The sequence below is a fragment of the Thermaerobacter composti genome (genome assembly GCF_033582035.1).
GTDB lineage: Bacteria > Bacillota > Sulfobacillia > Thermaerobacterales > Thermaerobacteraceae > Thermaerobacter > Thermaerobacter composti.
In genome coordinates this window covers 87,844-114,360 of sequence record NZ_CP132508.1, presented here as the reverse complement: position 1 = coordinate 114,360, position 26,517 = coordinate 87,844, and the positions used below count along the sequence as shown (strand labels likewise).

Here is a 26,517-nt window from a genome sequence, read left to right as displayed (position 1 = left end):
ATCGGCAGCCATTCCCTTTCGCGTGTACCGACACCCATTCGCCTCGTGGCAAGCGAATCCTTTAGCCAAATTATGCGCGACCTGGTCGCCCCCTGTCGCGGGCCGTCTCGCCCGGTGCGGGCCCGGATGCCGACGCGGCCGAGCCCGCCAGGCGCTGGTGGATCCACCGCAACCCCTTCAGGGTCAGGTGGGGGTCGACGTGCTCGATGCGCCGCGACTCCGGGGCGATCAGCGGGGCGAGACCGCCGGTCGCCACCACCGGCGCCGGTTGACCGAGCTCGTCCTGGATGCGGTCGACGACGGCGTCGATCTGCCCGGCGAAGCCGTACAGCACGCCGGCCCGCAGGGCCTCCACCGTGCTCCGCCCGATGGCCCTGTGCGGCCGGGCCAGCTCGATCCGCGAGAGGCGCGCCGCCCGGCGGACCAGGGCATCCAGGGAGATGGCGACGCCGGGGGCGATGGCCCCACCCAGGTAGACCCCGTCGGGGGAGACCACCTCCCACTTGGTCGCCGTGCCCAGGTCGACGACGATCACCGGGGCGCCGTACTCGGCCCGCGCCGCCACGGCATTGGCGATGCGGTCGGCCCCCAGTTCGCGCGGGTTCTCGTAGGCCACCGGCATGCCGGTGTCGGTCTCGGGCCCGACGACCAGGGGCTCCAGGCCGAGATCCCGCCGCACCATGGTCACCACCGGCACCAGCGCCGGTGGCACCACCGAGCAGATGGCGACGGCGGTGACCTGTCCGAGGTCCAGGCCCCGGCCCCGCATCAGCGCCGCCAGGGTGACGGCGAACTCGTCCGCGGTCCGCTCCCCGTTGGTGGACAGCCGCCAGCCCGCCACGTGACGGCTGCCGTCGTAGAGGCTCAGCTTGGTATGGGTGTTGCCGATGTCGATGGCCAGCAGCACCTCGGCCCCCGCTCCTCTCCCCGGCGCGCCTCCGGCGCGAACCCCGGGCACCGGCGCCGTGGCGTGCCCGCGGCCGCGCCCCCGGACCCCGGTCCGGCGCGACGGCGTCCCCTCCGCCACCGATGACGGCGCCGGGTTCTCGGCCGGCCCTCACGCCGGCCCCATCCCCGGACCGCGGCCCGCGGCGACGGCGGCGATGCCGCCGAGGGGCTCGGCGCGGAGGACGGCGCGCAGGGCGGCGGCGGCCGTCACCTGGGCTGCCGCCGCGGCCAACGCCATGCGGTCGTCCAGGGTCGGGACGCCGCCCCGCCGGCCCGTGGCCAGCGCGAAGACCGTGTCGCCGTCCACCCACGTGTGGACCGGGTCGACGACGCGGGCGAGGCCGCTCTGGGCCACCTGGGCGATGCGGTGGAGGTCGTCCCGCGGCAGCGCGGCGTCGGTGGCCACCACCGCCAGGGTGGTGTGCCGCCCCACCCCCGGGGAGCCCCCGCCCACGCCGTGGCCGCCCGGCCCACGCCCGGGGCCCCGACCCTCGCCCGCGTCGGCGCCGGCTGGATCCGCCGATGGGCGCCCGTCGGCCTTGGTCCCCGTCCGCCGCGGGCGACGCCCAGGCTCGGCGCCGGGCCAGCCAGGGGCCGTCGGTTCCGGCGGCGGGCCCACCAACCAGCGCCCCGTCTCCGGGTCCCGCACGCCTCCGTAACAATTTAGCACCACCAGGGCTGCCACCGTCCAACCATTGGGGAGGAACCGGCCCGCCGACCCGACGCCGCCCTTGCGCAGGCCGGCGGGCCCCATCACGGCCCCGACCACCGCGCCCGTCCCCGCTCCCACGCTGCCCTCGACCACCGGTTCCCGCGAGGCCGCCTCGCAGGCGGCGTACCCCATGGCCGCGTCGGGGCGCGCCCGCGGGTCGCCGACCGCCAGGTCGAAGAGGATCGCCGCGGGCACGATGGGCACCCGGGCGACCCCGGTGTCGAAGCCGTAGCCGCGTTCCTCCAGCCAGGTCATGACGCCCTGGGCCGCCGCGAGGCCGAAGGCGCTGCCGCCGGCCAGGCACACGGCGTGCACCTGCTGGACCAGCCGGCCGGGGCCCAGGAGGTCCGTCTCCCGGGTGCCCGGCGCCCCACCCCGCACGTCGACGGCACAGGTCGCCCCCTCGGGACAGAGCACGACGGTGCACCCCGTCAGGCCCTGCCGATCGGTGGCGTGGCCCACCAGGATGCCCTCCACCTGGGTGAGGGAGCCGGCCGTCCCTCCGCCGTCCCCGCGGCCCGCTGCCGTCTCCGTCGACACCGCACCCACCTCCCGGACCGGCACCGGCGTCCCCCCGGAATGCCGTGGACCGGCGTGGCCGGCGGGCCCCGCAGGGCAGGATGCCGGCGGCCCGCATCGGTCCCGCCTAGCCGCCCGCTCCCGGCGCCCCCGGGGAGGGCCGCTTCGGTTCCTGCCACCAACCGGGCGACGCCTCCTCCAGCCAGACGCCCGACCGGTCGATGGCCTCGGCCAACCGCCCCACGGGGCCGTGGCCGGGGATGACGGTGTCCGGCGCCAGCTCCGCCCACGGCACCAGCACGAAGGCCCGCTCCGCGGCGCGCGGATGGGGCACCACCAGCTGCGGCGGCCGGCGGATGACGCGGCCCGCGTACCAGAGCAGGTCCAGGTCCAGCGTACGCGGCCCCCACCGGCGCAGCCGCACCCGGCCCGCCTGCCGCTCCAGCTCCAGCAGCCGCTCCAGCAGCCGCTCGGCCGGGAGCACCGTGTCCAGGGCCACCACCGAGTTCAGGAAGTCCGGCTGGTCGACGACGCCCACGGGGCGGGAGCCGTAGAGGGAGGCGACGCCCACCACCCTCACCCCGGCCTGGCGGTCCAGGGCGCCCACCGCCCACCGCAGCTGGGCGCGCCGATCGCCCAGGTTGGCCCCGAGCCCCACATAGGCCCGCACCGGGGTCGGGGACGCGGGCTCCCGCTCCGGACCGGACACCCCGCCCTGCGCGGCGCCGTCAACCGGTCCCGACGCGTCCTGCACGGGATCGCCACACCTCCACCGCCGCGCCCTCCGCCGGGCCGGGCAGGGGCGCCGCGGGCTTGGCGACCCGCACCCGCACCCAGTCCACGGGGAAGGCGTGCAGCAGGTCGTCGGCCAGCTGGTGGGCCAGGGTCTCGATCAGTCGCCGATGCGGCCCCTCGACGACGCGGGCCACCCGTCGATGGACCTCCGCGTAGTCCACGGTCAGAGCGAGGTCGTCCGCCGCGGCGGCCGCCGCCGTATCCAGGCCCAGGTCGACGTCCACGAGGAAGGGCTGCGGGTTCCGGTGCTCCTCGGGCAGCACGCCGTGGCGCGCCTCGAAGCGCAGGGCCCGGAGCTGGATCACGCTGCGGGCGGGCGGCGCCGGCGTCGGGTCCAGACGGCCCGTGGGTCGGGGGACGTCCGGGTCCGCCCCGGCTCCCGCCGCGGCCGGATCCGGTCGAGCCGCGTCCCGCACGGGGGCCGGTTCGTCCCCCTCGCGCCAGCGGGGGTGGCGGACCACGGCGTCCGCCATGCGCACTAGCCGCACCATGGGCGCCACGTCGTGGACCCGCACCACGTCCACTCCGCGGGCGACGGCCAGGACGACGGTGGCCGCCGTGCCCTCCAGGCGCTGGTCCACCGGCAGGTCCAGCACCCGGCCGATGGTGCTCTTGCGCGAGGTGCCCAGCAGCACCGGCGCCCCCAGCGTCCGCAGGCGCGGCAGCTGCCGGATGAGGTCCAGGTTCTGCTCCGGGGTCTTGCCGAAGCCGAAGCCCGGGTCGACGATGACCATCTCCCGCGGCAGGCCCGCGGCCTCGGCGCGCTCGATGGCGGCCCGCAGGAACCCCAGGGTCTCGCCCCAGAAGTCGGCGTACGCCGTGTCCCCGTGGGGACGCGCGTGCATCGCCACCACCGGCACCCGGTGGGCGGCGGCGACCGCGGCCATGGCCGGGTCGCGCCGCAGCCCGCCCACGTCGTTGATCAGGGCCGCCCCCTCCTCCAGGGCGACGCGGGCCACCTGGGCCTTGTAGGTGTCGACGGAGATGGGCACGTCGAGCTTGGGCGCCAGTCGCCGCAGGACCGGCAGGAGCCGCCGCAGCTCCTCCTCGGCCGGCACCGGGGTCGCCCCGGGGCGGGTGGACTCGGCGCCCACGTCGATGATGTCCGCACCCGCCTCGGCCATGGCCAAGGCGTGCTCCTCCGCCGCGGCGGGGTCGAGGTAGCGGCCGCCGTCGGAGAAGGAGTCCGGCGTGACGTTGAGGATGCCCATCACGTAGGTCCGGCTTCCCCAGACGAACCGGCGGTCGCCCCACGCGAGGCCGCCGGGGATCACCCTCCAGGTGCGGCTCACGAGGCATCGCCCCCCGCGCCGTCGGGCGCCGAGCGGAGGTGCTCCGCGTCGGACTCCCAGCCGGCGCGTCCCTCGTCACCCGGTCCGCGTTCCCTGGCGGGCTCGGGCTCCGAGCCGACGCGCCCCGCGTCGAGTCCCGAACCGATGCGCTCCCCCGCGCCGCCGGGCCACCCCGCGTCCGGCACCGCGGTGAGCGCATCGGGGAGCCCCACGGCTTGGGGCAGGGGCAGGGGAATGCGGCGGCGCTCCAGCAGCCCGGCCAACCGGGCGATGTCGGGCGCCAGCTCGCGGTCGTCCCCCAGGGGCGGCACCGCGGCCCGCACGGCGCGGTAGACGGTCGCCGTGGCCGGCGAGAGCCCCTCGGGCCCTACCAGGTCCAGCGCCTGGGCCGCGCAGAGCAGCTCGATGGCCAGCACGTGGCGGACGTGCTCGACCACCCGAGCCAGCTTCAGGGCCGCGATCATCCCCATGGAGACGTGGTCCTCCTGGTTCGCCGAGGAGGGGATGGAGTCGACGCTGGCGGGCACCGCCAGGGTCTTGTTCTCGGCCACCAGGGCGGCCGCCGTGTACTGGGCCAGCATCAGCCCGGAGTGGAGCCCGCCGCGGCGGGTGAGGAAGGCCGGCAGGCCGCTGAGCTGGGGGTTGACCAGCCGCTCGATGCGGCGCTCGGCGATGTTGGCCAGCTCGGCCAGGGCGATGGCGGCGTAGTCCAACACCAGGGCCACGGGCTCGCCGTGGAAGTTGCCGCCCGAGAGCACGTCGCCGCCGACCCCTCCCCACCCGTCCCCGGCCTGCGGGACGGACGCCTCCGCGAGGCCCGCCAGGGCGGGGCCGGGGTCGAGTTCCCCCGCGCCGCCATCCGCCCGCGATCCGCCACATCCGACCATCCCCCGGCCGCCGGCGGACCCGTCGGGCCCTCGGGCGGCGTCGTCCCCTCCCCGGGCGGCCCCGGCGCCTGCGCTGGCGGCCGCGGGATCGCCCTCCCGCCGAGCGCCCTCGGCCGCAGCCTCGGGGTCGGGGTCGGGGTCGGGGAAGATCAGGGGGTTGTCGGTGACGCTGTTGGCCTCGACGGCCAGCACCCGTGCGGCGTGGGCCAGCGCGTCCCGCACGGCACCGTGGACCTGGGGCATGCAGCGCAGGCTGTAGGCGTCCTGGACGCGCACCTGTCCCGGTTCGGTGACCAGCCTGCTGCCGGCCAGCAGCGCCCGCAGGTGGGCGGCGGCCGCCTGCTGGCCGGGGTGGGGCCGCAGGGCGTGGATGCGCGGGTCGAAGGCGGCGGGGATGCCGCGCAGCGCCTGCAGCGTCAAGGCCCCGGCCACGTCGGCCACCGCCGCCAGGTAGAGCCCCTCCTCCACGGCGAGCGCGCCCAGGGCGGTCATGGCCTGGGTGCCGTTGATCAGCGCCAGGCCCTCCTTGGGCTCGAGGGTGAGGGGCTCCAGATCCCGCTGGGCCAGGGCCCGGTCACCCGGCAGCACGCGCCCGTCCACCTCGGCCCACCCCCGGCCGATGAGCACCAGGGCCAGGTGGGCGAGAGGGGCCAAGTCGCCGCTGGCCCCCAGCGATCCGCGGGACGGCACCACGGGGTGGATGCCGCGGTTGAGCAGCTCCAGCAGTCGTTCGACCACCTCCGGCCGCACGCCGGAGTAGCCCCTGGCCAGGGCGTTGGCCCGGAGCAGCATCATCGCCCGCACCACGGGCACGGGCAACGGCTCCCCCACCCCGGCCGCGTGGCTGCGCAGCAGGTTCTCCTGGAGCCTGCGGGCCTGCGCCGTGGGGATCGCCACGTCGGCGAGCTTCCCGAAGCCGGTGGTGATCCCGTAGAGGATCTCCCCGCGGGCCAGGGCGGCCGCCACGCGCCCGCGGCTGGCTGCCATGCGCCGGCGCGCCCGCGGCGCGAGGACCACGGGACGCGCGGACCGCGCCACCTGGGCAATCGCCTGCAGGGTCAGGCCCTGGCCGTCGATCACCAGCGGGGGCATCCCGGACGCCGCCGGGGCGGCGGCGTCGGCGGCAGCCCCGCGGGGCGGCTGGCGGTCGGTCACCGGCCCTCCGCCCCCCGACCGCCGGCGACGGAGCGGCCCGGGTCCGGGACGTCGGCCGCGGATCGCGACGCCGATGGCCCCGCCGGCTCCGGGGGCTCCGGCCCCGGCGCCAGCCAGCGGCGGTAGCGGGTCAAGCTGACGGCGCCGTCGTCGGTGATCAACAGGTCGTCTTCGATGCGGACGCCGCCGATGCCCGGCAGGTAGATGCCGGGTTCGACGGTGAACACCATGCCCGGCTCGAGGACGGTGTCGTCGCCGGGGGCGATGTCGGGCGCCTCGTGGACGTCCAGGCCCAGCCCGTGACCGGTGCGGTGGGTGAAGTAGGGCCCGAAGCCCGCCTGGGCGATCCGCTGGCGGGCCGCCGCGTCCACGTCGCGGGCGCGCACCCCCGGCCGGGCGGCGGCGCGCGCCGCCGCCTGGGCCTGGTAGCACACCCGGTAGATCTCCGCCTTGCGGGCCGCCGCGGTGGGATCGCCGCCGGGTAGGAGGAAGGTACGGGTGATGTCGGCGGCGTAGCCGTCGACCTCGGCCCCCACGTCGATCCACACCAGGTCGCCCGGCTGCAGCATCCGGTCGCTGGTCTCGGCGTGGGGGACGGCGGAGCGGGGACCCGACGCCACGTGGATGCCGAAGGGGCTGCGGGTGCCCAGCTCCCGCAGGGCCTTCTCGATCTCCCGGGCGATCTGGCTCTCCCGGTACCCGGGCTGGACGAAGGCGCTGCCGTGGCCCAGGGCGGTCTCCACCAGCTCCGCCGCCCGCCGGATGGCGGCCACCTCCGCCGGGTCCTTGCGGGCCCGCAGGGCGGCCAGCAGCGGCTCGGCGGCCTGCCAGGCGACGCCTGGCAGGCCGCCTCGGGCCGCGTGCCACTCGAAGAGGCGCGCCACCCGCTCCTCCATGGCGGCCACCCGCGGCGGCCCGCCCAGCCCCGCCGTTGCCAGGGCCGCGGCCCTGGCAACGGCGGGGGCGGGATCGTCGCCGTCGGCGTACGTGCACACCCGCTCGGGCGCCAGGGCCAGCGCCGTGGCCAGCGGCGACCGGGCCACCCGCTCGGCCTCCAGCCGCGGCACCACCCATGCCGGCTCGCCTTGCCGCGGGACGAAGAAGAGCGCCAGCCGGCTGGCCAGCAGCCCGACCCCGGTCAGATACCACCAGCTGGTGCCCGGTGTCAGGACCACCAGGTCGACGCCGGCCGCCGCCATCCGCTGCTGCAGCGCCGCCAACCGGGCGCCGTGGCGCCCGGTGCCCTCGGGCTCCGCCGCCTGCCGGTTCGTCCGCCCGTCCACGGCCTCGACCTCCCACCCGTTTCGACGCTGCGTGCGGCACGGGCGCCGGGCGCCTCCGGCGCCGCCCGGCGCGGGAACCCGGCCCGCGCACCCCCGCCGCCGCGCCGGCGCCCACCCGCGCCGGCCGGGGCCCACCGCCCCCGGCGTGGGCGCCCGCTGTCGACGGACCCGCGCTGCCGACGGCACCGCCCCCGGCGTGCTGGCCCGCCCCCGACCCGGCCCCGCGGGACACCGCCCACCGCCCCCCAGCGTTGCTCGCCCGCCGCCGACCTGGCCCCCGGGCCGCGGGCCACCGCCCGCCGCCGACCGGCGCGCTCGCCCACCGCAACCCACCCGCGCCGGCCGCTAGCCACCGTCCGCCGTCGTGCTCGCCCGCCGCTGGCCTGCCGCCTGGGCCTCCGCCTCCTCGCGCAAGGCGGCCGCCCGCTCCATCAGCCAGTCGCGGCGGTTGCGGCTGGGGTCGTCCAGCACCTCCTCCAACAGCTGGCGGAGGATCCAGCCGATGGCCGGACCTGGGCCGAGGCCCGTGGCGGCCATGACGTCGTGGCCGTCGACGGCCAGGTCGTGGAGGCTGAAGGCGGCGTCCTGCTCGAGGATCCTCTCCATGCGGGTCAGCAGCCGCAGGGCGCCGCGGGAGATGGGGGCCCGCTTGGTGCCCGAGGCCGCGCGGTCCGCCACCCGCAGGATGATCAGGTCCTCCAGGTAGTCGAAGCCGATGCGCTGGATCAGCCGGCGGATGGCCGCGTCGGTCATGCCGGGGTAGTGGTGCAGCGCCAGGTGATGGCGCACCAGGTGGGCCACGTGCCGCACGGTGTCGTTGTCGTACCGCAGGCGCCGCAGCATGCCGCGGGCCATGTCGGCGCCCACCACCTCATGGTGGTAGAAGTGGCGCTGGCCCCGCTCGTCGACGGACACGGTGCGCGGCTTGGCCACGTCGTGCAGCAGGCCCGCCAGGCGCAGGCGCAGCACGGGCGGGGTGTACTGGCACGCCAGGAGGTTGTGTTCCCAGACGGTGTAGGCGTGGTGGACGTTCTGGGGCACGCCGACGCCTTCCAAAAGCTCGGGCCAGATGGGCTCCAGCAGCCCGCTGGTCCGCAGCAGCTCCAGGCCCCACGCCGGCCGCGGGCTGACCAGCAGGCCGGACATCTCCTCGCGGATGCGCTCCCACGAGACGTGGCGGATCAAGGGGGCGCAGCGGGCCAGGGCCGCCTCGGTGCGCCGCTCCACCCGGTACCCGAAGCGGGCGGCGAAGCGCACCACGCGCAGCAGCCGCAGGGCGTCCTCCCGGAAGCGCGCCTCGGGGTCGCCGACGGCGCGCACCACGCCCTCCTCGAGGTCGGCGAGACCGCCCAAGGGGTCGTGGAGCCGGCCCTGGGCGTCGACGGCCATGGCGTTGATGGTGAGATCGCGGCGCTCCAGGTCGGCCCGCAGGTCATCGGTGAACTCGACGCGGTCGGGGTGCCGATGGTCGCTGTAGCCGGCCTCCCGGCGGAAGGTGGTCACCTCGACGCTGAGGCCGCGGTTGCGCACGGTCACGGTGCCGTGCTCGATGCCCGTCGGGATGGTGCGGGGGAAGATCCGGCGCACCTCCTCGGGCCGCGCCGAGGTGGCGACGTCCCAGTCCTTGGGCGGCCGCGCCATCAGCAGGTCGCGCACGCAGCCGCCCACCAGGAAGGCGGCGTGGCCGCGCTCGTGGAGCCGCACCAGCACCTCGCGCACGGCGGCCGGCACCAGGCGGTCGAACCGGCGCGCCAGCTCGGCGGGCCGCTCCGCCACCGGCACGGCCGCCAGGGTGCGGAAGGCCGCGGCCGCGGCGCCGTCCGGCGCTCGGCCCGCGGCCCCGTCCGGGGCGAAGCGGGATTCCTGGGACCAGAGGTCCGTCAGCGCCCGGGCGAACTCCTCACCGGTGCGGCAGCGGCGGGCGATGGCCAGGAGCCGCCCCAGCGTCCGGCGCGTCGCCTCCAGCCGCTGGCGCTCTCGCTGCCGGCGGCGCAGCTTCTCCTCGCGTTGGGGCGTGGCGCGCCCCTGCTCCATGGCCGACCCTCCCGCCGCCCATGCCGAGCCGCGTCCCCGCTCGACCGTGCGGCCGCGGCTCGACGCGCCCACGGCCCCGGTGCCCGCGGCCCCGGGCTCGCGGCAATCCCCATTGTGCCGCACCGCCCGCAGCCTGTGAAGGCTGCGGGCGGTGCCGGGACCACGGGCGGCGCGTGGCCCGCTGGGTGGGCCGCGTCGCGGGCGATGCCACCCCGGTCGCGGCGCCGACGGCGCCCACCCGGGACCGCATCGGGAGCGGTGGCGGCCGCCTGAGCCAGGTCGCGGGCGGTGGAACCGCGTGCGGCCGACCCCCTCCGACGCCCTGGCAGACGGCCGCCGGTGGGACCGGGCCGCGTCGGGGCGATGGCGGCCGTCGCCGGGCCCCCGCGCTGCGCGGCTCGGTGCCATCGCCGGCGGGGGCCTACTGGGCCGTGGTGGCCAAGGGGCCGCCGCGACGCGGGGCGCGGCGGCCGGTAACCCGCCGGCCGGTGCCCGCCTCCTGAGCGGTGCCGGCTCCCGCGCGGGCACCGCTCAGGAGGCCTTCTCGCCCGCGGCCGCGGCCGGTTCGTCCGCCTCGTCGCGCAGCAAGTCGTCCAGCTCCTCGGCCTGGATGGTCTCCTTCTCCAGCAGGGTCTGGGCGATCCGCTCCAGCTTGTCGCGGTGCTCGCGCAGCAGCCGCAGCGCCCGCTCGTAGCAGTCGTTGATGATCTCGCTGATGCCGCGGTCGATGGCCGCCGCCACTTCCTCGCTGTAGTTGCGCTCGCGGATCAGGTCGCGGCCGAGGAAGGGGGCGTCCATCTTGTGGCCGAAGGTCATCGGCCCCAGCTCGTCGCTCATGCCGAACTCGGTGATCATCCGGCGCACCATCTTCGTGGACTTCTCCAGGTCGTCCTGGGCGCCGGTGCTCACCTCGCCGAAGACCAGCTCCTCGGCCGCCCGCCCCGCCAGCGCCATGGTCACCCGGTCCAGGATCTCCTGGCGGGTGATCAGGTAGCGGTCCTCCGTGGGCAGCTGCATCACGTAGCCGAGGGCCGCCCCGCGCGGGATGATGGAGATCTTGTGCACCGGGTCGGTGTTGGGCAACAGCTTGGCCACCAGGGCGTGACCGGCCTCGTGGTAGGCGACCCGCTGCTTCTCCTTCTCGCTCATGACCCGCGTCCTGCGCTCCGGCCCGCCGCCGACGATGCGGTCGATGGCGTCCTCGAAGTCCTGCATGTCGATCTGCTTCTTCCGCCGCCGCGCGGCCAGCAGCGCCGCCTCGTTGACCAGGTTCTCCAGGTCGGCCCCCGTGAAGCCCGGCGTGCGCCGCGCCAGCAGGGCCAGGTCCACGTCCGGCGCCAGGGGCTTGGACCGCGTGTGGACCTTGAGGATCGCCTCCCGCGCCACCAGGTCGGGCCGGTCGATCACGATCTGGCGGTCGAACCGGCCGGGCCGCAGCAGGGCCGGGTCCAGGACGTCGGGCCGGTTCGTGGCGGCCATGACGATGATGCCCTCGTTGGTGCCGAAGCCGTCCATCTCGACCAGGAGCTGGTTCAGCGTCTGCTCGCGCTCGTCGTGGCCGCCGCCGTAGCCCGCGCCCCGCTGCCGGCCCACGGCGTCGATCTCGTCGATGAAGACGATGGCCGGCGCGTTGCGCTTCGCCTGCTCGAACAGGTCCCGCACCCGCGAGGCGCCGACGCCGACGAACATCTCGACGAAGTCCGAGCCGCTGATGTAGTAGAAGGGCACGCCCGCCTCGCCCGCCACCGCCCGCGCCATGTGGGTCTTGCCCGTGCCCGGCGGGCCGTACAGCAACACGCCCTTGGGGATCCGCGCGCCCAGCTCGATGTAGCGGCGCGGGTTCTTCAGGTAGTCGACGATCTCCTTGAGCTCTTCCTTGACCTCTTCGTAGCCCGCCACGTCGTCGAAGGTGATGCGGCGCTTCTCGTCGGGCTGGTGCAGGCGGGCGCGGCTCTTGCCGAACTGCATCACGCGGCTGCCCGTGCCCTGGGTCTGCTGCAGGATGAACAGGAGGACGGCCACCACCAGGACCATCGGCAGGAGGTTGGTCAGGAGGGTGGTCCACCAGGGGGTCTCCTCGACGGGGCGGGTGTCGACCTCCACGCCCTTGGCGCGCCACTCGCGGATGGTCTCCAGGTTCAGCTCGGGCACGTTGGCGCGGAACCGGGTCCCGTCCTGCAGCTGACCGGTCACCACCCGGCGGTTCTCGTCGTAGACGAGGCGCTCGACCTGTCCCTGATCGATCTTCTCCAACAGATCGCCGGTGGGGATGTGCTGGACTTCGGGGGTCACCGGGCTCAGGCGCTGGACGATGGCGATGACGAAGAAGAACAAGATGACGTAGAACAGCACGTTCTTCAGGATGCGGTTCGGCTTCATCGTGGCCCTCCTTGCGGCCGCTCGGGGCGCGGCCCGCAGGCCTGCCCCCGGCCGGCGCCGGGTCAGGCCGGACCTCTCCGGCGTCTCCTCACGCTTTCACGCCTCCTGCTTGCCCGCAAAGGCGCCCTCATTATAACACGGTGGGTTTGGCGCCGCCATTCCGCGCCAGGCCTCGTCCCGCGCCGTCGGGCGCGCTCGCCCGTCCCCGGCCGACCCGGTCGGGTCGGGGTGACGCGGCCCGCCCCCTTCCCGGGGCAGCCGGGCCGTCACCTCGAGGCTCAACAGGCGCTCGGCATCGGGACGAACGCGGCCCGCCTCCGCGACCCGCACCCCCACCAGCCACAGGATCGTCCCCTGCGGGCACCCGTCCCCCGCCCCGGCTCGCCCCCGCCCCTGGGGCTCGGGCCCGCCGTCCTCCCCGTCGTCCGGTCCCGTCGCCCCCGGGTCGCCGACCACCACCAGCCACGGCGGCAGGATCGCCCCCGTGCCCCGCTGGGGATCGATCACGTACAGATCCCCCCGGCGGACGGCGGTCCGGTAGAGCCGCTCCACCGGTCGCCGCCCCCGGGCGCCCAGGGGCTGCAGGGTCTCGCCGGGGCGCGGTGGGCGCACCAGCAGCACCGGGCGCACCGCCTCGCCGGCCCTCCGGGCGCCGCCGTCCTCGGGGGCCGCGGCAGCCCCTGCCGCACCCGAAGCCGCGCGCGGTCCGCCGTCGGGCGCCTCGGCGACGGGCCACCCCATCAGGGCGCGAAAGGCGAAGCGGGCCCCCGCCCGGTCGCCCCGCCGGGCATCCGCCGCCTCCGCCGCGGCGAGGACCGCGTCGCGCGCCGCCCTCGCCGCCTCGCCCTCCAGCCACCGCGCCCGCAGCCACAGGCCGCAGCCCAGGGGCACGGCCCCCGGTACGGGCAGGCGCATCGCCGCCATCGCGGCCGGCTCCGTCGCCGGCGCGTCCGCGGGTGCCGTCGCCCCGGCAGGACCCGGCCCCCGGTCGACGCCCGCCCGCCCCGCCGACCGGCGGTGCACCGCCTCCGGCCCCGTCCCGTCTCCGCCGGCCGTCGGCCCGGGCGTCCCCGCCGCCGGCGCTTGGTGACTTGGGCGACCCCCCGGGTCCCCCGATCCGGTGGCGGCCGCAGCCGGCCCGCCAGCGGGCCCGGCACCGGCAGCACGACGCGGCACCGGCTCGAGCCACAACCACGTGCCGTCGCAGCGGGCCTGCCACCCCCCGGGCAGGTGGACGGGACCCCCGTCCCCGCCCCCCGCCGCGGCCCGTTGCGCAAGCTCCCGCACGGCCTCGCAGTGGACCCAGGGCAGGGGACGGCCCGTCCGCCGATGGTAGGCGGCTTGCAGCAGCCGCCGCTGGTCCGCCGGCGCCAGGCGCCCCAGGTCGGCCACGCGACACGCCCAGCCGCGCCCGGTCTCGACGCCCAGGCGAGCCTCCAGGGCCCGGGTCCGGCGGGCGAGGCGATCCGCCTCGGCCGCCAGCGCCGACGCCACCCGAGCCAGGGTGGGGATCACCCGGGGATTGAACTCCGCCTCCAGCAGGGGCAGCAGCCGGTGGCGGACGCGGTTGCGGCGGATGGCCAGGTCGCGGTTCGTCGGGTCGTCGCGCCAGGACAGCCCGCGGGCGGCGGCATAGGCGGCCAGCCGGTCCGGGGTCACCGCCAGCAGCGGCCGGACGAACCGCCCGCGCCGGGGACGCATGCCGGCCAGGCCGTGCAGGCCCGCTCCCGCCAGCAGCCGGAGGAGCACGGTCTCCGCCTGGTCGCCCGCGTGATGGGCCAGCGCCACCCGGTGGGCGCCGAATTCCGCGGCCATGTCGACCAGGGCCCGATAGCGCGCCGCCCGCGCCGCCTCTTCCAGCGACCGGCGCCCGCGGGCGATGCGCACCCGGCGCAGCAAGAAGGGGAGGCCGCGGCCCGCGGCCTGCTCCGCCACCCAGCGGGCGTCGGCCGCGGACTCGGGGCGCAGGCCGTGGTCGACGTGGGCGACGCCCAGGGCGTCCAGGGCCAGGGACGCCCGCAGGCGCCACAGGCAATCCAGCAGCACCATGGAGTCGCGCCCGCCGGAGACGGCCACCAGGACGCGCTGGCCCGGCTCCAGCAGGCGGTGGCGGCGGATGGCGGCGAGGACGTCGGCGAGGAGGTCGTCGGCACCCCCTTGGTCGGCGGCCCCGGACGACGGCGCCCCGGGGTCCGTCCCGGGCGGGGTGGAGCGGGCCGGCGACGCCGTCCCGCCATCGCCCGCTGCCCCGGGGGCCGCCTTGGCGGCCTCCCCGGGCATCGACGCGGGCCCTGCCATGGGATGGCGTGGGAACCGGGGGGAGGTGTCCATCGCCACGGCTGCCTCCTTTCCCCCGGGTCCGCAAGGCCGGGTTCGTCCGGCGTCACGGGCCGCACGGGCCGGCCTGCTGGGGGATGCAGGGGGCCGGGCACGAGATGCCGTCGCCCCTACCCGTAGCGTAGCGCATGGCCCAGGGCGCCGTCCGCCGCGAGGCGCCGCGCCTCCCCGGACCGCGGTCCACAGGCTGCACCGGGCCCAGGCCGCCAAGGCGAGCGCGGCCTGCCGCCGCCATGGGCGCGAGGCCGCGCTGGGGGAGGGGCGGTGCCGACGCGGCACCGCCACGGGGAGAGAGGGTGGGTTGTGGCTACCGCAGGCCGCCGGCGCCCAGGCGGATGCCCGCCGCGGCCGCCTGCGCCCGCGGCAAGAGTTTGCCGGTGACCACGGTGATGTCATCGGGGGCGCGGTCGCCCGAGCGCCGCAGGGCCTCCTTGACGATGCGGGCGGCCACCCGGCGCGGGTCGTCGTCCTCCACCCCGGCCAGGAAGCCGCGGATCCAGGCCGTGCCCGCCTCCACGTCGCCGAAGGCGGCCAGGACCCCGTCGGAGATCAGCACCACCAGGTCACCGGGTTCGAGGACGCCGACGACCGATGGCACCTCGCCGACCTCCACGGACCCGGCGGGCGGCGCGGCCTGGGCGACCACCTGGACGTCCCGCGCCCGGCGGACGAAGCTGGGCGCGGCGCCGACCTTCACGAACTCGATCCGCCCGCGGTCGAGATCCAGGGTCGCCAGGTCCACCGTCGTGTAGCTCTCGCGGTCGCGCAGGGCCAGGGCGGTGTCCAGCAGGCGGACCGCCGGGGCGGCGTCGAGGCCCGCGTCCAGCATGCGCTCCAAGAGCTGCAGGACGCGCCGCGACTCCTGCGCCGCCGTCCGTCCCGACCCCATGCCGTCGCTGATGGCCAGCACCATCCGCCCCCCGTCGGCGAAGGCGCGGCAGAGGTAGCCGTCGCCGGAGACCCAGCGGCCGTCCTTGGGCGTGCGCGCCACGCCGACCCGCATCCCGTAGCGCCACCCGGGACGACGCGGGGCGGCGGGGCGACCCGCCCCGCGGGCCACCAGCTCGGCCACCTCCCGCAGCTGCCGCGCCATCAGCCGCTGGTGCCGATCCAGGCGCCGCCGCCACCGCATCTCGACCCGCAGGACTGCGAGGCCCTCGGCCAGCGCCTGGGCGATGGCGGGCAACCGCGGACAACGGTTCCGCAGCGGCACCGGCACCACGTCCGGACGGAACCCCTCCCCGCGCTCGTGGGCGGCCAGGAGGTCGAAGAAGGCCTGGTAGGTGATGGGGAACTCGTCCCGCCAACAGGTGCGGGCCATGGGACACCGCTGGCACCGCTGGCGGGCCACGTCGTTGATCAGCTCCGCCACCTGCTCCCGCGGATCCCACGCGCTGGGGTCGGGCTCGACGAGACGCGCCAGCTCGCTCAACACGGCGGCCCAGGGAGGTGCGCCGGCCGTCCCGGCGGTCGGGGCGACCGACCCGGCCCATCCGCCATCGCCCCCGGGGGACGCCCATCCCGCGGGCACCGCCCCGCCCGGGGCATCCGGGATGGCCGCCGGCCCGAAGCCGCCCTGGGCGACGGCATGGCCGTGGGGATCGGCTGGGGCCGCCGGCCCCCCGCCCGTCCCCCCACCGGGGGCGGCGTGCCGCCGGGGGCCGGTGCCGGCGGCCGGGGGCGCCGCCCCGGGCGCGGCGCCGACGCCGATGGGTGGCGCCGGGCCGGTGGCAGCAGCGCCAGCGGGCCCGGGCCACGTCGCCGCAAGCCGCCGGGCCAGCCGGGCCGGCCAGCCCGCGGCGCTGGCCGCCGCATACAGGGCGAGGGCGGCCAGGCTCCCGGCCACCAGCTGCGCCGCGGCGGCGGGGGTCGGCAGGGCGCCGCACACCACCGCCGTGGCCAGGACGAACCCGCCGATGGCCGCGCCCTGCCCATACCGCTGCAGCAGGCCCGCGGCCGTGCCGGCCATGGCCAGCCAGGCCAGCCCCGCCAGGGATCCCTGCCCACCCAGCAGCCCCAGCACGCCAGCCGCGGTCCCCACCAGGGCGCCGGCGGGGGCTCCGCCCACGTGGGCGGCCACCAGCACCGCCATGCCGCGCAGGGCCGCGGCCGCGTCGACCCCCAGCAGCCGGACCCCATCCAGCCCGCCGGTGGCCAGCACGGCCAGCAACGCCAGGGCCCGCCGGCCCTGCCGGGCGCTGACCACGGGCGGCCCCGCCGCGAGGGGGTCCAAGGCCACCGGCAGCCGCGGCAGCAACGGGATCCCCACGGCCACGGCCTGGCGCATCCAGGGCAAGGCGACGAGCACCAGCACGGCCGTCACCGCCAGGCCGGCCAGCCGGTCCAGCTCCCACCCGAGGGCTGTGCGGGGCCAGGCCCAGAGGGCGCCCGACAGCAGGACCGCGCCGGCTGCGGCACCGTCCAGGAGGCGCCAGGACGCGGAGGGCAGCGGCGAAGGCGGGGTCCCCATCGCCTCGGCCCCCTCCACCGGGGCGCGCCCGGCCGATCCGGCCGCCCGGGAAAGCCCACGCTGCACGCCCCGCACCAACAGGGCCGTGGTGCCCAGCACCGCCGCCCCGTAGACGGCCCCGGCCCCCACCGCGCCGGCCATCCCCACCGCCACCGCCCACCACCCCAGGCGCGGCGCCATGGTCAGGACGGCCAGCGCCAGGGGGAGGACCAACGGCGACGGCAGCCCGCCGGGCTGCACGCGGCCGGCCAGCCAGACCAGGAGGGCGGCCCCCGCCCAAGGGGGAAGCCCGGCCATCCAGGACCGGAGCCGGGCGAATCCCACCGCCAGGCGGGTCATCGCCGCCGCCCCCACGCTCCCCTCGCCCGCGCGCCGGGGAACTCCGGGCTCCGGGCCGGGTTGCGGACCTCCGTCCGGGCCCCGGAGCGTGCGGCGGCCCGGCGCGGCGCGTACCCCCGCCCTTCGGTATTGACGTTCCGCTTGACGTTCCGCGAGCATCACCCGGTCACCCCGCTCCCACCGGCGGCGCGCCTCCCGGGGCCCGGTGGACGTCGGGCGCCTGGTGGACGCCGGCCGGTGCTTCCAGTCCCAGGGCCCGTCCCGCGGGGGACAAGCCGTGGCCCGATTGTACAGGGGGTGCGGGTGGGAGCTTTGTCACAATGAGGGGGCGGCGGGAGGAAAAATTGCGACAAGGCTTGCCACAGCGCCCGGGTCGAGGCGACACGGCCCCCGCCCCGCGGCCTGCCGCGGCGCGGCTGCGGGGCGAGGGCCGGCGGACGCCGCGATGCCCCCATCCGTCCGCCCGAGGCCAGGACGGCCGGGCCGGCCGGGGGCGGGTCGACGGGCGGTGCCGGGCTCCCCCTCAAGGGGAGCCGCCCTCGGGATCGCCGGGTTCGTCCCCAGGGGGCACGGGGGAGGCCTCCCCCGCGTCCGCCGCGGGGTCGCCGGACGCGGGCGTCCCGCGGCCCGGTGCGCTCGCGGGAGACCCGCTCCCCGGCTGGGCGTTGCGCCCACCGTCGGCGGCCCCTTCCCCCCGGTCCCCGGGCACCACCCGCCGCGCCGTGATCAGGAAGCCGGTGTGGGCCACCATGCGGTGCTCCGGGCGCACGCTGGCGGCGGTGACGTGCCAGGGACGCAACAGCAGCTCGATGGTCTCGATCAGGTCCCAGGCGGGGTGGCGGCGGAGCGAGGTCACCAGCTGCTGGACCTGGTTGGTGGTCGGCAGCCAACACAGCAACACGCCGCCCGGCCGCAACGCCCGGGCGGCGGCCTCCACGCAGTGGACGGGTTCCGGCACGTCGAGGACCACTGCGTCCAGGTCCCGTTCCTCGATCCCGGCATACACGTCGCGGATCTCCAGGCGCCACCAGGCCGGGCGGCCGCCGAAGAACCGCTCCACGTTCTCCCGGGCCAGGCGGGCGAACTCCGGCCGGCGCTCGTAGGAGACGACTTGGCCGGACGGGCCGACGGCCCGCAGCAGCGCCAGCGTCGTCGCCCCCGAACCCACGCCGGCCTCGAGCACCCGGTCGCCCGGCCCCAGGTTCGACCGCACCACGATTTGCCCCAGGTCCTTGGGATAGATCACCTGGGTCCGCCGCGGCATCAGCAGGATGTAGTCCTCGAGGGTCGGCCGCAGCACCCGCAGGACGCCACCGGTGCTGGTGGTGACGGCGCCGCCCTCCGGCAGCCCCACCACCGCTTCGTGGCGCACGACACCGCCCCCCGGCGCCTGGAAGACCCGACCGGGTCCCAGCCGCTGGAGGCGCCGCCGCTGCTTGTGGTCCACGAAGACCACCAGATCGCCCATGGCCAGCGGGCCCCGCTCCGTCCCCAGGGACGGCGGGACGTCCCCGCTGCCATCGGACGGACGAACCAGCCCTGGTTGGGTCCCTTCGTTGCGTTCCACCGTCTCCGTCTCACCCCGCACTCATGGGGACGCCGACGGTCCCGGATGGCCGGGTTCGCCGCCCGCGGCCGCGCGGCCGTCCATCACGGCGATCATCGGCTCCAGCCGCCGGTAGAGCTCCGCCGTCGCCCGCGCATCGGCCAGGCAGTAGCGGGCGATGTCGTCGATCCGGCCCTCTCGGTAGGCTGCGCCCACCGCCGAGCCGTCCATCGCCTGCTTGGGCGAGGCGATGCCGAACTGGTGGCACCAAAATAGGAAGGAGTTGCGCTGCCGCACACCGTAGAACGAGAGGACCTCGGCCAGGTCGCAGTGGTCCTGGAAGCTGTACCTGTAGGGAACCAGGTTGCGGGTGGGGGTCACGCCCAGGATCGCCGACCGGATCATCAGGAACGGGCCGTCGAAGGAGCGCCCGTTGAAGGTGACGAGGGTCCCGGCGTGCTGGCTCACGTACCGCCAGAACTCGGCCAGGATCTCCCGCTCGCTACCCCGGAAGATCTGCGCGTCGCCGTCGACGCCGGCGAAGGGCGTCCACCGGGGCTCCCGGACCGAGGGATCCGCCACCAGCACGCCGCCCCGGTCCTCGTAGGGGCGCCACAGGGCGATGGCGACCACCCGTCCCGTCCCCGGGTGGAGGGCCAGCTGGTCCTTGACCCGCTGCCGCTCGTCGTCATCCCGGGCGCGTCGCAGCAGGTAGTCCTGCACCTCGGGGTGCAGCTCGTCCCACTCGATGCCCACGGTCTCGATGTCGACGGCCAGCGGCGAAGGTTGCGCCATGATGCCTCCTCCCGGTGCCCTGGCCGCCGTGGCCTCCGCGGGGCCGCGGTCCCGGGCCGCCGTCGCCGGCAGGGCCAAGCTGCGGCGCCGGCCAGCGACCGCGGAGGCAAATCTCCCGGCAGGGCACCAGGAGACCATTCGCGGGACGAACAGGCCTTCCTCCTAGCGCCGCCGCCCGCCCATCCGCCCGGCCAACGACTCCAGTCCCTGGGGATCGGCGATGCCCTCCTCCTCCACCGTCCGCGCGAAGGCGCGGGCGCCGTCCAGGCACTCCGGCGGGAAGGAGAACAGGTGGACCACCCGGCCCGTGTCGACGATCACCAGGTGCTCCTCCACCTCGTCGCCGTCCCCGTCCCGAGCGCGGCCTCGCCGCCCGTCGCCGGAGACGACCGCATCCCGCCGCCGAGCCCTCAGGGTGCCCGGCCGCCGGACCACCGCCCGCACGGCGACCCAGGCGCGCTCGGCGCCTGCCTTGCCATAGGTCTCCACGCGATACCAACCGTTGGACAGCGGGAGGATGCGGGCATCGACCCCCAGCCTGCGCGCCTCGGCTGCGATGGTCTCTGCGAGGCGCCGGCCCGGCACGTCGACCCAGCCAAATTCCGCCAGGTCCCGCATCGCTGCCGAGATCCCGTCACCCACCACCGGATCGCCCGCCCTTTGGCCTCTCGGGCCCCCGCGGGCCCGCTCGCGGCGAACTTGCGTCGCCTTTAGTGAATCCTACCACGCCTTCTAAGCGAAGGAAATACGCCGACGGCGTATCCGAGACCCCGCCGTTCCGTCGTCCCCTCCGCCCGGGGCGGACCGGCGTCCGTCCCGGTCGGCCCCGAAGGGGCCAAGGCCCCTCGCCTTCCCCCGCGGCCGCGGCGTGCGGCGCGGCGGCCGAACCGCTGGCCGCCTCGGCGTCGCATCCTGTGGGGACGTCGCCCAGGGCGAACCCGCCCGGCTTTATCGCCGCTTCCGGCGGTGCTAATGTTCTTCACGCCATGCAGTCCGATCCCGCAGCCGTCGGCAACCGCATCCGGCTCGCCCGCCAATCGGCCGGCCTCTCGATCAAGGAGCTGGCGCGGCGGGCCCACATCTCGCCGTCCCATCTCAGCGACGTGGAACGGGGTGTCAAGTACCCGTCGCTGCCCGTCGCCGCGACCCTGGCGCGGTTGCTGGGACGCAGCCTGGATTGGCTGGTGACCGGCTACGACGGGGCGCCGGGCCCCCTGGATCTACGGGTGCTGCTCCGCGACCCGGGCCGCACCGTGCACTACCAGGGCGTCCCCTTGACCGACACCGCCCGCGAATACCTGGTGGACCTGCTCGATGCCGCCTGGAACCTGGCCTGGCTGACCGGTGCCGTGGCGGTGCGGGTGGCCGGTTCGTCCCCCTTCGCGGCGGCGCAGCCGCCGCCTCCTGGCCGCGGGAGCACGCCGTCGCTGCCCCCACCCCTGAGATCGGGTCTGCAGGCGCCGCTTCCAGCCCCCTACCCCGACGATCCCGTGGCCCGCGAGTGGGTGCGACAGGTGGTGGCCGATGCCCTGGGCCGCTACCTGGGCGGCGGGCCCGTCGCCACGGGGCCTCAGTCGGCCTCGCCGCCCGGCGACGGCAACGGCGGCCCGACGGGCATCACGCAGCCGGGGTCGTCGTGACGCGGCGAGTTCACCCGCGGGGAGACGGGGTAGGCGACCATCGCCGACGCCGGGTACGGCTCCCACGCGGCCGCCAGTTCCTCCGGCGGGATGTCGGCGTCCAGCCATGCCGCCTCCCACTCCGGCCGCAGGATGACCGGCATGCGGTCGTGGACCTGACCGACCAGCGGGTTGGGCCGCGTGGTCAGCACGCAGCAGGTCCACACCGGACCGTCGGAGCCCTCCCAGCGCTCGTAGATCCCCGCCAGCGCGAAGGGGCTGCCGTCCCGCAGCCGAAAGAGCACGGGCAGGCGCGCCTTGCCGCGGCGCATCCACTCGTAGAAGCCGTCGGCGGGGATCAGGCATCGCCGACGGCGCATGGCCTGGCGGAACATGGGGCGCCGGGCGGCCGTCTCCGCCCGCGCGTTGATGGGACCCGGGCGCGGATCGTCGCTCCACGGCGGGATCAGGCCCCACCGCAGCCGCGCCGGTCGCCGCGCTCCCCCGGCCGCCACCACGGCGAGCACCTCTTGGCCGGGCGCCACGTTGTAGCGCGGCACGTGCCGGCCCTGGAGGTCGACCAGAAAGCGGCGCTCCAGTTCCACGGCGGGCGTGGTCAGGGTGAACCGACCGCACATCGGGCTGCGCTCCCGCCTCCGTCATCGTCGTCGGCCGCTCCGTCGCGGACGCCAGCACCGAGTATACCAGATGCACCCAGATGGCGAACGATCCCCCGCCGGTGCCAGGACACCGGCCGTGCGGCCACGTGCCTGCCGTGGCCCCCGCAGGAGCCATGTCGCAGCAGGGGCCGACGTGACCGCACCGGGGACCCCTGATGGAGCCGTCGGGCGGGCTCACGGCGCCCTCAGCGGTCCTCGCCCCCGAGGTGGCGCCAGGCGTGGATCAACCGGCCCAGCGCCAGGGCATGGGAGACGGTGGCCAGCAGGACCAGGGCAGCCAGCGGGGCACCGGCGAGCCCCGCCAGGAAGACCAGGAAGTAACGCCCGTCGCGGTTTCCCGGCACCCAGCGCAGCCAGGGCGGATCGTCGCGCAGGGGGTCGAACCGCCGCCCGGCGGCCTCGCGTAGGAGTTGCAACCGGTCCTTCATCAGCGCCGAGAGCGGCAACCCGGCCATGGCGGCCAGCGCCGCGGCCGCCGTCGTCGGCCAGGCGGCGCCTGCCCCCAGCGCGCCGGCCGCCAGACCGGCCACGACGACGGCGTCGGCATAGCGGTCCAGGACCGTGTCGAGGAACGCGCCGCGCGGCTGGGCCTCCAGACGAAGCCGGGCCAGCTCGCCGTCGCAGCCGTCCAGCACGGAACCCAGTTGGCAGAGGATCCCGCCGAGGACCGGTGCGCCGGCGGCGAAGGCCGCAGCTCCCGCCAGGACGGACGCGAAGGCCATCAGCGTGGCACCGTTGGGTCCCACCCCCGCCTGGGCGAGGAGCGCGGACAGGGGCCGCGAGAGACGACGGTTCAACCAGCGGGCGATGGGGCCGTCGCCCCCCGAGGCGGCGGCGTGGGCCAGCAGCCGCTGCCGAGCATGGTCCAGGGCGGCGGCATCGTCCACGTCGACCCACCAGCCGTCGGTCACCCGCACGGCGCCCAACCGCCCCTTCTCCGCCAGGCGACGAGCTCCCGCCGTCAGGGTCACCGGTTCGACGCCGGTCCCCTCGCCCGCGGCCGCCTGGGCGGCCGCGGCGTCCGCCAGGGCGGCCAGTTCGTCCAGGAGACCGGGCGAGCCGATGAAGACGCCCGTGTCCACGGCGTCGAAGGCGTCCAGGTCCTTGCCGATGGCCTCGATCCGCGTCCCGCCCGCGCTCGTGCGCACCTTGGTGGCCTCCGGCAGGTCGAAGACCTGCTCGAGCCGGGGATCCACCAAGAGCATGGCGCCGCCTGCGGCCAGTTCGTCCCGCCGGGCCTCGGCGGCGGCCACGGCCTGGCGGGCCAGCTGCGGGTCCATCACGTGGTCGGCCATCAGCAGGAGGAAGGGGCCGTCCACCCGGCCCCGTACGGCGAGCAGCGAGGCGCCGTTGCCCCACGCCCAGTGATCGGCGCGAACCACCTCGACCCACGGGCGACCGCTCGCCCGGATCGCCCGTTCGACCTCCTCCGCCTGCCAGCCGGTCACCACCCACACCCGTCGGCAGCCGGCCTGGCGCGCGATGCGCAGGGCCCGTTCCACCAGGCTGATGCCGAAGAGCCGGTGCAGCGGCTTGGGACAGGAAGCGGCCGTGCGCCGGAACCGCGTTCCGGCGCCGGCCGCCAGGACCACCGCGTCCACCGGTCAGTCGCCCGCCTGGGTCCGCGCCGCCACGGCCTCGCCCCGGATGAAGGCCTCCACCAGGCGGCGCGCCTCGTCATCGGTGTACTGCACCGGCGGCGACTTCATGAAGTAGGCGGAGACGGGCTCGATGGGACCGGCCAGGCCGCGATCCAGCGCCAGCTTGGTGCAACGGATGGCGTCGATCATCACGCCGGCGCTGTTGGGCGAGTCCTGCACCGAGAGGCGCAGCTCCAGCTCGATGGGCTGGTCGCCGAAGCCGACGCCCTCCATGCGGATCATGCAGATCTTGTTGTCGTTGAGCCAGGGCACGTAGTCGCTGGGACCGATGTGGATGTCCTCGCCCGGCAGCGGCTCGCCCAGCTGGGACTGGACCGCCTGGGTCTTGGACTGCTTCTTGCTCTTGAGCCGGCTGTGGTTGAGCATGTTGAGGAAATCGGTGTTGCCGCCGAAGTTCAGCTGGTAGGTGCGGCGCAGCCGGACGCCCCGGTCCTCGAACAGCCGGGTCAGCACCCGGTGCACGATGGTGGCGCCCACCTGGCTCTTGATGTCGTCACCGACCACCGGCAGGCCCTTGCGGCGGAACCGCTCCGCCCACCGCGGCGACGAGGCGATGAACACCGGGATCGCGTTGACGAAGGCCACGCCGGCCTCCAGCGCCGCCTCGGCGTAGTAACGGGTCGCCTGTTCCGAGCCCACCGGCAGGTAGTTGACCAGGATGTCTGCCCGCGTCTCCCGCAGCACACGGGCCACGTCCACCGGCGGCTCGTCGGCGAGGACGAAGGTCCGGTCCTCCGGGTAGTCGGCCATGTGCTCGCTGACGCCGTCCAGCACCGGACCCATCTGCACGGTGACGGGGATGTCCGGCAGGTCCGGGCAGAACACCGGCGTGCAGTTGGGCTTGGCGAAGAGCGCCTCCCGGAGCGGCTTGCCCACCTTCCTCCGGTCGACGTCGAAGGCAGCGACGATCTCGATATCCGCCGGCCTGTAGCCGCCGATCTCCGGGTGCATGAGGCCCGTGCCCTGGCGAAGCCGCTCGGGATCGGCGTAGTAGTAGATCCCCTGCACCAGCGAGCTGGCGCAGTTGCCGACGCCCGCAATGGCCACACGGATCTTCCCCATCGCAGCTGCCCTCCTCTCCCAATGCCAACCCGACGCCCCTCGGGAAATCGGGCGGAAGCGAGGATGCCCCTCCACCGCGTCTCCCCGCCGGTCTCCGCGCCAGCGGCTCCCGCGCAGCGACCACCGTCCGCGGACGAACCGGCTCCGCTCCCACCACCGCAGTCACCGCGTTCCTCCACCACGCCACCGCGTGGATGCGCCCCCGGGATGCCCCTGCCCGCGGGGTCGCCCATCCGCCGCGCCGCGGCCGGCAGCCTCGTGGGCGACGCGCGGCACCCCCTGGGACACCGCCTCCGCCGCCGGCGGAGGCAGCCGCACCGCGTCGGGGAGGAGGCCGGCCCACGCTCCCGCGGCCTCGCCCTGACCGGGGCCGACCCCGCGCGGGCTCGAGGGATCGTCGTGGGCGACGGATCGGCGCGCCGACGGGTCGGCGCGGCGGGCCGCCCGGGATCGGCCCTGCTCCTGGTCGACGAGCCCGCTCGACGCCGAACCCCAGCCGACGACGGGGTCCCTCGGACGGTGGGGTCTCCCCCGATGCACTGGTGTCGCCGGGAGGTCATGCGGTCCCACGACCAGGACGCCGGCGAGACCGGGGATGCACGGGCGGCTCGGGACCCCGGTTCGTCGATCGGGTACAGCGACCCAGGCCCCCGGACCGTCGACCGGGCACGGGGCGCACCGCGGGCGCCGGGAACCGCAAACCCGCGCCGCCCGGCGATCCCTGGGTCCACCCTGGGACCATGGTGGACGCGCGATCCGCCCGTCCCCAGGACGCCTCGACGCCTGGCACCCCGCGGCCTTGCCGCACCCCGTCACGCGGGGGTTTCAGATCCGGGCACGGGGCGAGCCACACCGGGGCGTGACGGCGGGCGGGCGAGAGCCCTTCGCCCCCGCGCCCGGCGGCGCAGGAACGCCTGGGCCGTGGCCGCGACCATGGTCGAGCGGGGATCGCACCACCCGGACGGGCCGATACCCCGACCCCTGGCACCCCTGGCGTCGGCACGGGGATGCCGCATCACAAGCCGCGCCTGCGCGGCCCATCGTCTTCATGAGTTGGCGGCATGGAACCGTCCGGCATCCCGCCGCTGAGGCGGTACCGGAGTAGCCTACCGGTGTACCATGGATGGACATCGGGCGGGGCCATTCCGCCGGCGCGACCGGCCATGGCCCACACCGCGAACGGGACGTGAGTGAGATTCGAGACGAATGGATCCCTTTCGGCCGGCCGAAACCGTGGGGAACGCTGCGCTCCCCGCGATCACCACACGACGAACTGGGAGGACGCGGTGGATGGTGGATTCATCCTGATCAGTCTATTAGCACTCATCATGGGCGGCTGTCAACAGGGCTTCCTTGGCCGACTCGCCCCTACGGGCCCACCACCGTCGTCGCCGGGCCCCGCAGGCCGGGTTCCTGCCCGGCCGCGGCGTCCCCTGCAGTCGTGCCCGCAGCCCGCGGACCGTGCGGGTCCGGGAGGTCGTGCCGATGGGCAAAGGCCTCCGCCAGATGGCAGAGGAGGCGGCGGTCATCCCAGGTGCGGGGCGCGAGCCCCGCCTCACCTGCCCGGGCGGCCAGGTGGAACGGTCCCACGCCGCACACCGGGCAGTACAGGAGCCACTCCGTCTCGTAGCCGCCCCGGGCCAGAACGTACTGCAGGCCGAGCACCGGGCGCACCTCACGGAACTGCTGGTGCGCCCACGCGCGCACGGCAGCGCGGAAGCCGGCCTCGTCCCAACCGGCCCGGGATCGGGCCGCCGGCTCCAGGACCGCGGCGACCACATCGGCCCGATCCATCACGAAGGCCGCGCATTGGCGCGCGGCGTCACCAAAGCGGCCCAGTAGCACCCATCGCACGGAAGGCCCCCCTTGCGGCTCGTGACGACGGCATCGCAACGGCCCGACGGCATGCCCCCCGTTGCATCGAGGGGGTTCCCAGCGATCACGCCGCCCTGCCGCCCGGGCCGGGTGCGGTCTCGTGGAACGCAGACCCCCAACGGCTGGGAT

The 26,517-nt window shown here is 76.2% G+C and carries 18 protein-coding genes; 1 reads left to right on the top strand and 17 read right to left on the bottom strand.

Going from position 1 to position 26,517, the window contains the following annotated elements:
• Positions 1–70: 70 nt before the first annotated feature.
• The 13 genes from Q5761_RS00520 to Q5761_RS00460 all read right to left on the bottom strand — a co-directional run bounded on the left by Q5761_RS00520 (position 71) and on the right by Q5761_RS00460 (position 20,136).
• Entirely contained in the window at positions 71–907 is an 837-nt protein-coding gene (locus Q5761_RS00520; protein WP_243123719.1) for a type III pantothenate kinase, read from the bottom strand.
• A 150-nt stretch (positions 908–1,057) separates the two neighbouring features.
• Positions 1,058–2,200, bottom strand: coding sequence for a P1 family peptidase (locus Q5761_RS00515; protein ID WP_243123717.1), 1,143 nt, complete (start codon positions 2,198–2,200; stop codon positions 1,058–1,060).
• Positions 2,201–2,306: 106 nt separating this feature from the next.
• Positions 2,307–2,933 (bottom strand): 2-amino-4-hydroxy-6-hydroxymethyldihydropteridine diphosphokinase, encoded by a 627-nt coding sequence (folK, locus tag Q5761_RS00510; protein WP_318750787.1) that lies wholly within the window; start codon positions 2,931–2,933, stop codon positions 2,307–2,309.
• The gene (gene folP / locus Q5761_RS00505) at positions 2,908–4,266 is read right to left on the bottom strand and encodes a dihydropteroate synthase (RefSeq protein WP_318750786.1); all 1,359 of its coding nucleotides are present in this window, start codon (positions 4,264–4,266) and stop codon (positions 2,908–2,910) included. Before folP ends, folK begins: the two co-directional genes overlap by 26 nt.
• The gene (locus Q5761_RS00500) at positions 4,263–6,308 is read right to left on the bottom strand and encodes a histidine ammonia-lyase (RefSeq protein WP_318750785.1); all 2,046 of its coding nucleotides are present in this window, start codon (positions 6,306–6,308) and stop codon (positions 4,263–4,265) included. The genes folP and Q5761_RS00500 overlap by 4 nt, the downstream gene beginning before the upstream one ends.
• Positions 6,305–7,591: a Xaa-Pro peptidase family protein gene (locus tag Q5761_RS00495; protein ID WP_318750784.1), complete on the bottom strand. Its 1,287-nt coding sequence runs from the start codon at positions 7,589–7,591 to the stop codon at positions 6,305–6,307. The genes Q5761_RS00500 and Q5761_RS00495 overlap by 4 nt, the downstream gene beginning before the upstream one ends.
• Positions 7,592–7,936: 345 nt before the next feature.
• Positions 7,937–9,625, bottom strand: a complete 1,689-nt coding sequence (locus tag Q5761_RS00490) for a CCA tRNA nucleotidyltransferase (protein ID WP_318750783.1) — start codon at positions 9,623–9,625, stop codon at positions 7,937–7,939.
• A 531-nt stretch (positions 9,626–10,156) separates the two neighbouring features.
• Complete coding sequence (ftsH, locus tag Q5761_RS00485; RefSeq protein WP_135224688.1) at positions 10,157–12,004, bottom strand: ATP-dependent zinc metalloprotease FtsH; 1,848 nt, start codon at positions 12,002–12,004, stop codon at positions 10,157–10,159.
• Between the two features lie 96 nt (positions 12,005–12,100).
• Positions 12,101–14,335, bottom strand: coding sequence for a tRNA lysidine(34) synthetase TilS (gene tilS, locus Q5761_RS00480; protein WP_318750782.1), 2,235 nt, complete (start codon positions 14,333–14,335; stop codon positions 12,101–12,103).
• A gap of 313 nt (positions 14,336–14,648) precedes the next feature.
• A complete protein-coding gene (locus Q5761_RS00475; protein WP_318750781.1) occupies positions 14,649–17,150 on the bottom strand; it encodes a SpoIIE family protein phosphatase in 2,502 nt (833 codons plus the stop codon).
• 523 nt (positions 17,151–17,673) lie between these two features.
• Positions 17,674–18,717 (bottom strand): tRNA (adenine-N1)-methyltransferase, encoded by a 1,044-nt coding sequence (locus Q5761_RS00470; protein ID WP_318750780.1) that lies wholly within the window; start codon positions 18,715–18,717, stop codon positions 17,674–17,676.
• A 21-nt stretch (positions 18,718–18,738) separates the two neighbouring features.
• Entirely contained in the window at positions 18,739–19,491 is a 753-nt protein-coding gene (locus tag Q5761_RS00465) for a ribonuclease H-like domain-containing protein (RefSeq protein ID WP_135224685.1), read from the bottom strand.
• Positions 19,492–19,653: 162 nt separating this feature from the next.
• A complete protein-coding gene (locus tag Q5761_RS00460; RefSeq protein WP_135224684.1) occupies positions 19,654–20,136 on the bottom strand; it encodes a hypothetical protein in 483 nt (160 codons plus the stop codon).
• 341 nt (positions 20,137–20,477) lie between these two features.
• Between Q5761_RS00460 and Q5761_RS00455 the strand changes: the two genes are divergently transcribed.
• A complete protein-coding gene (locus Q5761_RS00455; RefSeq protein ID WP_135224683.1) occupies positions 20,478–21,131 on the top strand; it encodes a helix-turn-helix domain-containing protein in 654 nt (217 codons plus the stop codon).
• On the opposite strand, the gene Q5761_RS00450 is transcribed toward Q5761_RS00455, so the two are convergent.
• The 4 genes from Q5761_RS00450 to Q5761_RS00435 all read right to left on the bottom strand — a co-directional run bounded on the left by Q5761_RS00450 (position 21,062) and on the right by Q5761_RS00435 (position 26,367).
• Complete coding sequence (locus Q5761_RS00450) at positions 21,062–21,748, bottom strand: SOS response-associated peptidase (RefSeq protein WP_135224682.1); 687 nt, start codon at positions 21,746–21,748, stop codon at positions 21,062–21,064. The genes Q5761_RS00455 and Q5761_RS00450 overlap by 70 nt on opposite strands.
• Positions 21,749–21,975: 227 nt before the next feature.
• The gene (locus Q5761_RS00445) at positions 21,976–23,391 is read right to left on the bottom strand and encodes an NTP transferase domain-containing protein (protein ID WP_318750779.1); all 1,416 of its coding nucleotides are present in this window, start codon (positions 23,389–23,391) and stop codon (positions 21,976–21,978) included.
• Positions 23,392–23,394: 3 nt separating this feature from the next.
• The gene (locus tag Q5761_RS00440; RefSeq protein ID WP_318750778.1) at positions 23,395–24,513 is read right to left on the bottom strand and encodes an inositol-3-phosphate synthase; all 1,119 of its coding nucleotides are present in this window, start codon (positions 24,511–24,513) and stop codon (positions 23,395–23,397) included.
• A gap of 1,368 nt (positions 24,514–25,881) precedes the next feature.
• Positions 25,882–26,367, bottom strand: coding sequence for a hypothetical protein (locus tag Q5761_RS00435; protein ID WP_318750777.1), 486 nt, complete (start codon positions 26,365–26,367; stop codon positions 25,882–25,884).
• Positions 26,368–26,517 lie beyond the last annotated feature (150 nt).

Coding starts and splice junctions, on each gene's coding strand:
- Q5761_RS00490 (WP_318750783.1), bottom strand. CDS start 9,625: ATGGAGCAGGGGCGCGCCACGCCCCAACGCGAGGAGAAGCTGCGCCGC.
- ftsH (WP_135224688.1), bottom strand. CDS start 12,004: ATGAAGCCGAACCGCATCCTGAAGAACGTGCTGTTCTACGTCATCTTG.
- tilS (WP_318750782.1), bottom strand. CDS start 14,335: ATGGACACCTCCCCCCGGTTCCCACGCCATCCCATGGCAGGGCCCGCG.
- Q5761_RS00475 (WP_318750781.1), bottom strand. CDS start 17,150: ATGACCCGCCTGGCGGTGGGATTCGCCCGGCTCCGGTCCTGGATGGCC.
- Q5761_RS00465 (WP_135224685.1), bottom strand. CDS start 19,491: ATGGCGCAACCTTCGCCGCTGGCCGTCGACATCGAGACCGTGGGCATC.
- Q5761_RS00455 (WP_135224683.1), top strand. CDS start 20,478: ATGCAGTCCGATCCCGCAGCCGTCGGCAACCGCATCCGGCTCGCCCGC.
- Q5761_RS00450 (WP_135224682.1), bottom strand. CDS start 21,748: ATGTGCGGTCGGTTCACCCTGACCACGCCCGCCGTGGAACTGGAGCGC.
- Q5761_RS00440 (WP_318750778.1), bottom strand. CDS start 24,513: ATGGGGAAGATCCGTGTGGCCATTGCGGGCGTCGGCAACTGCGCCAGC.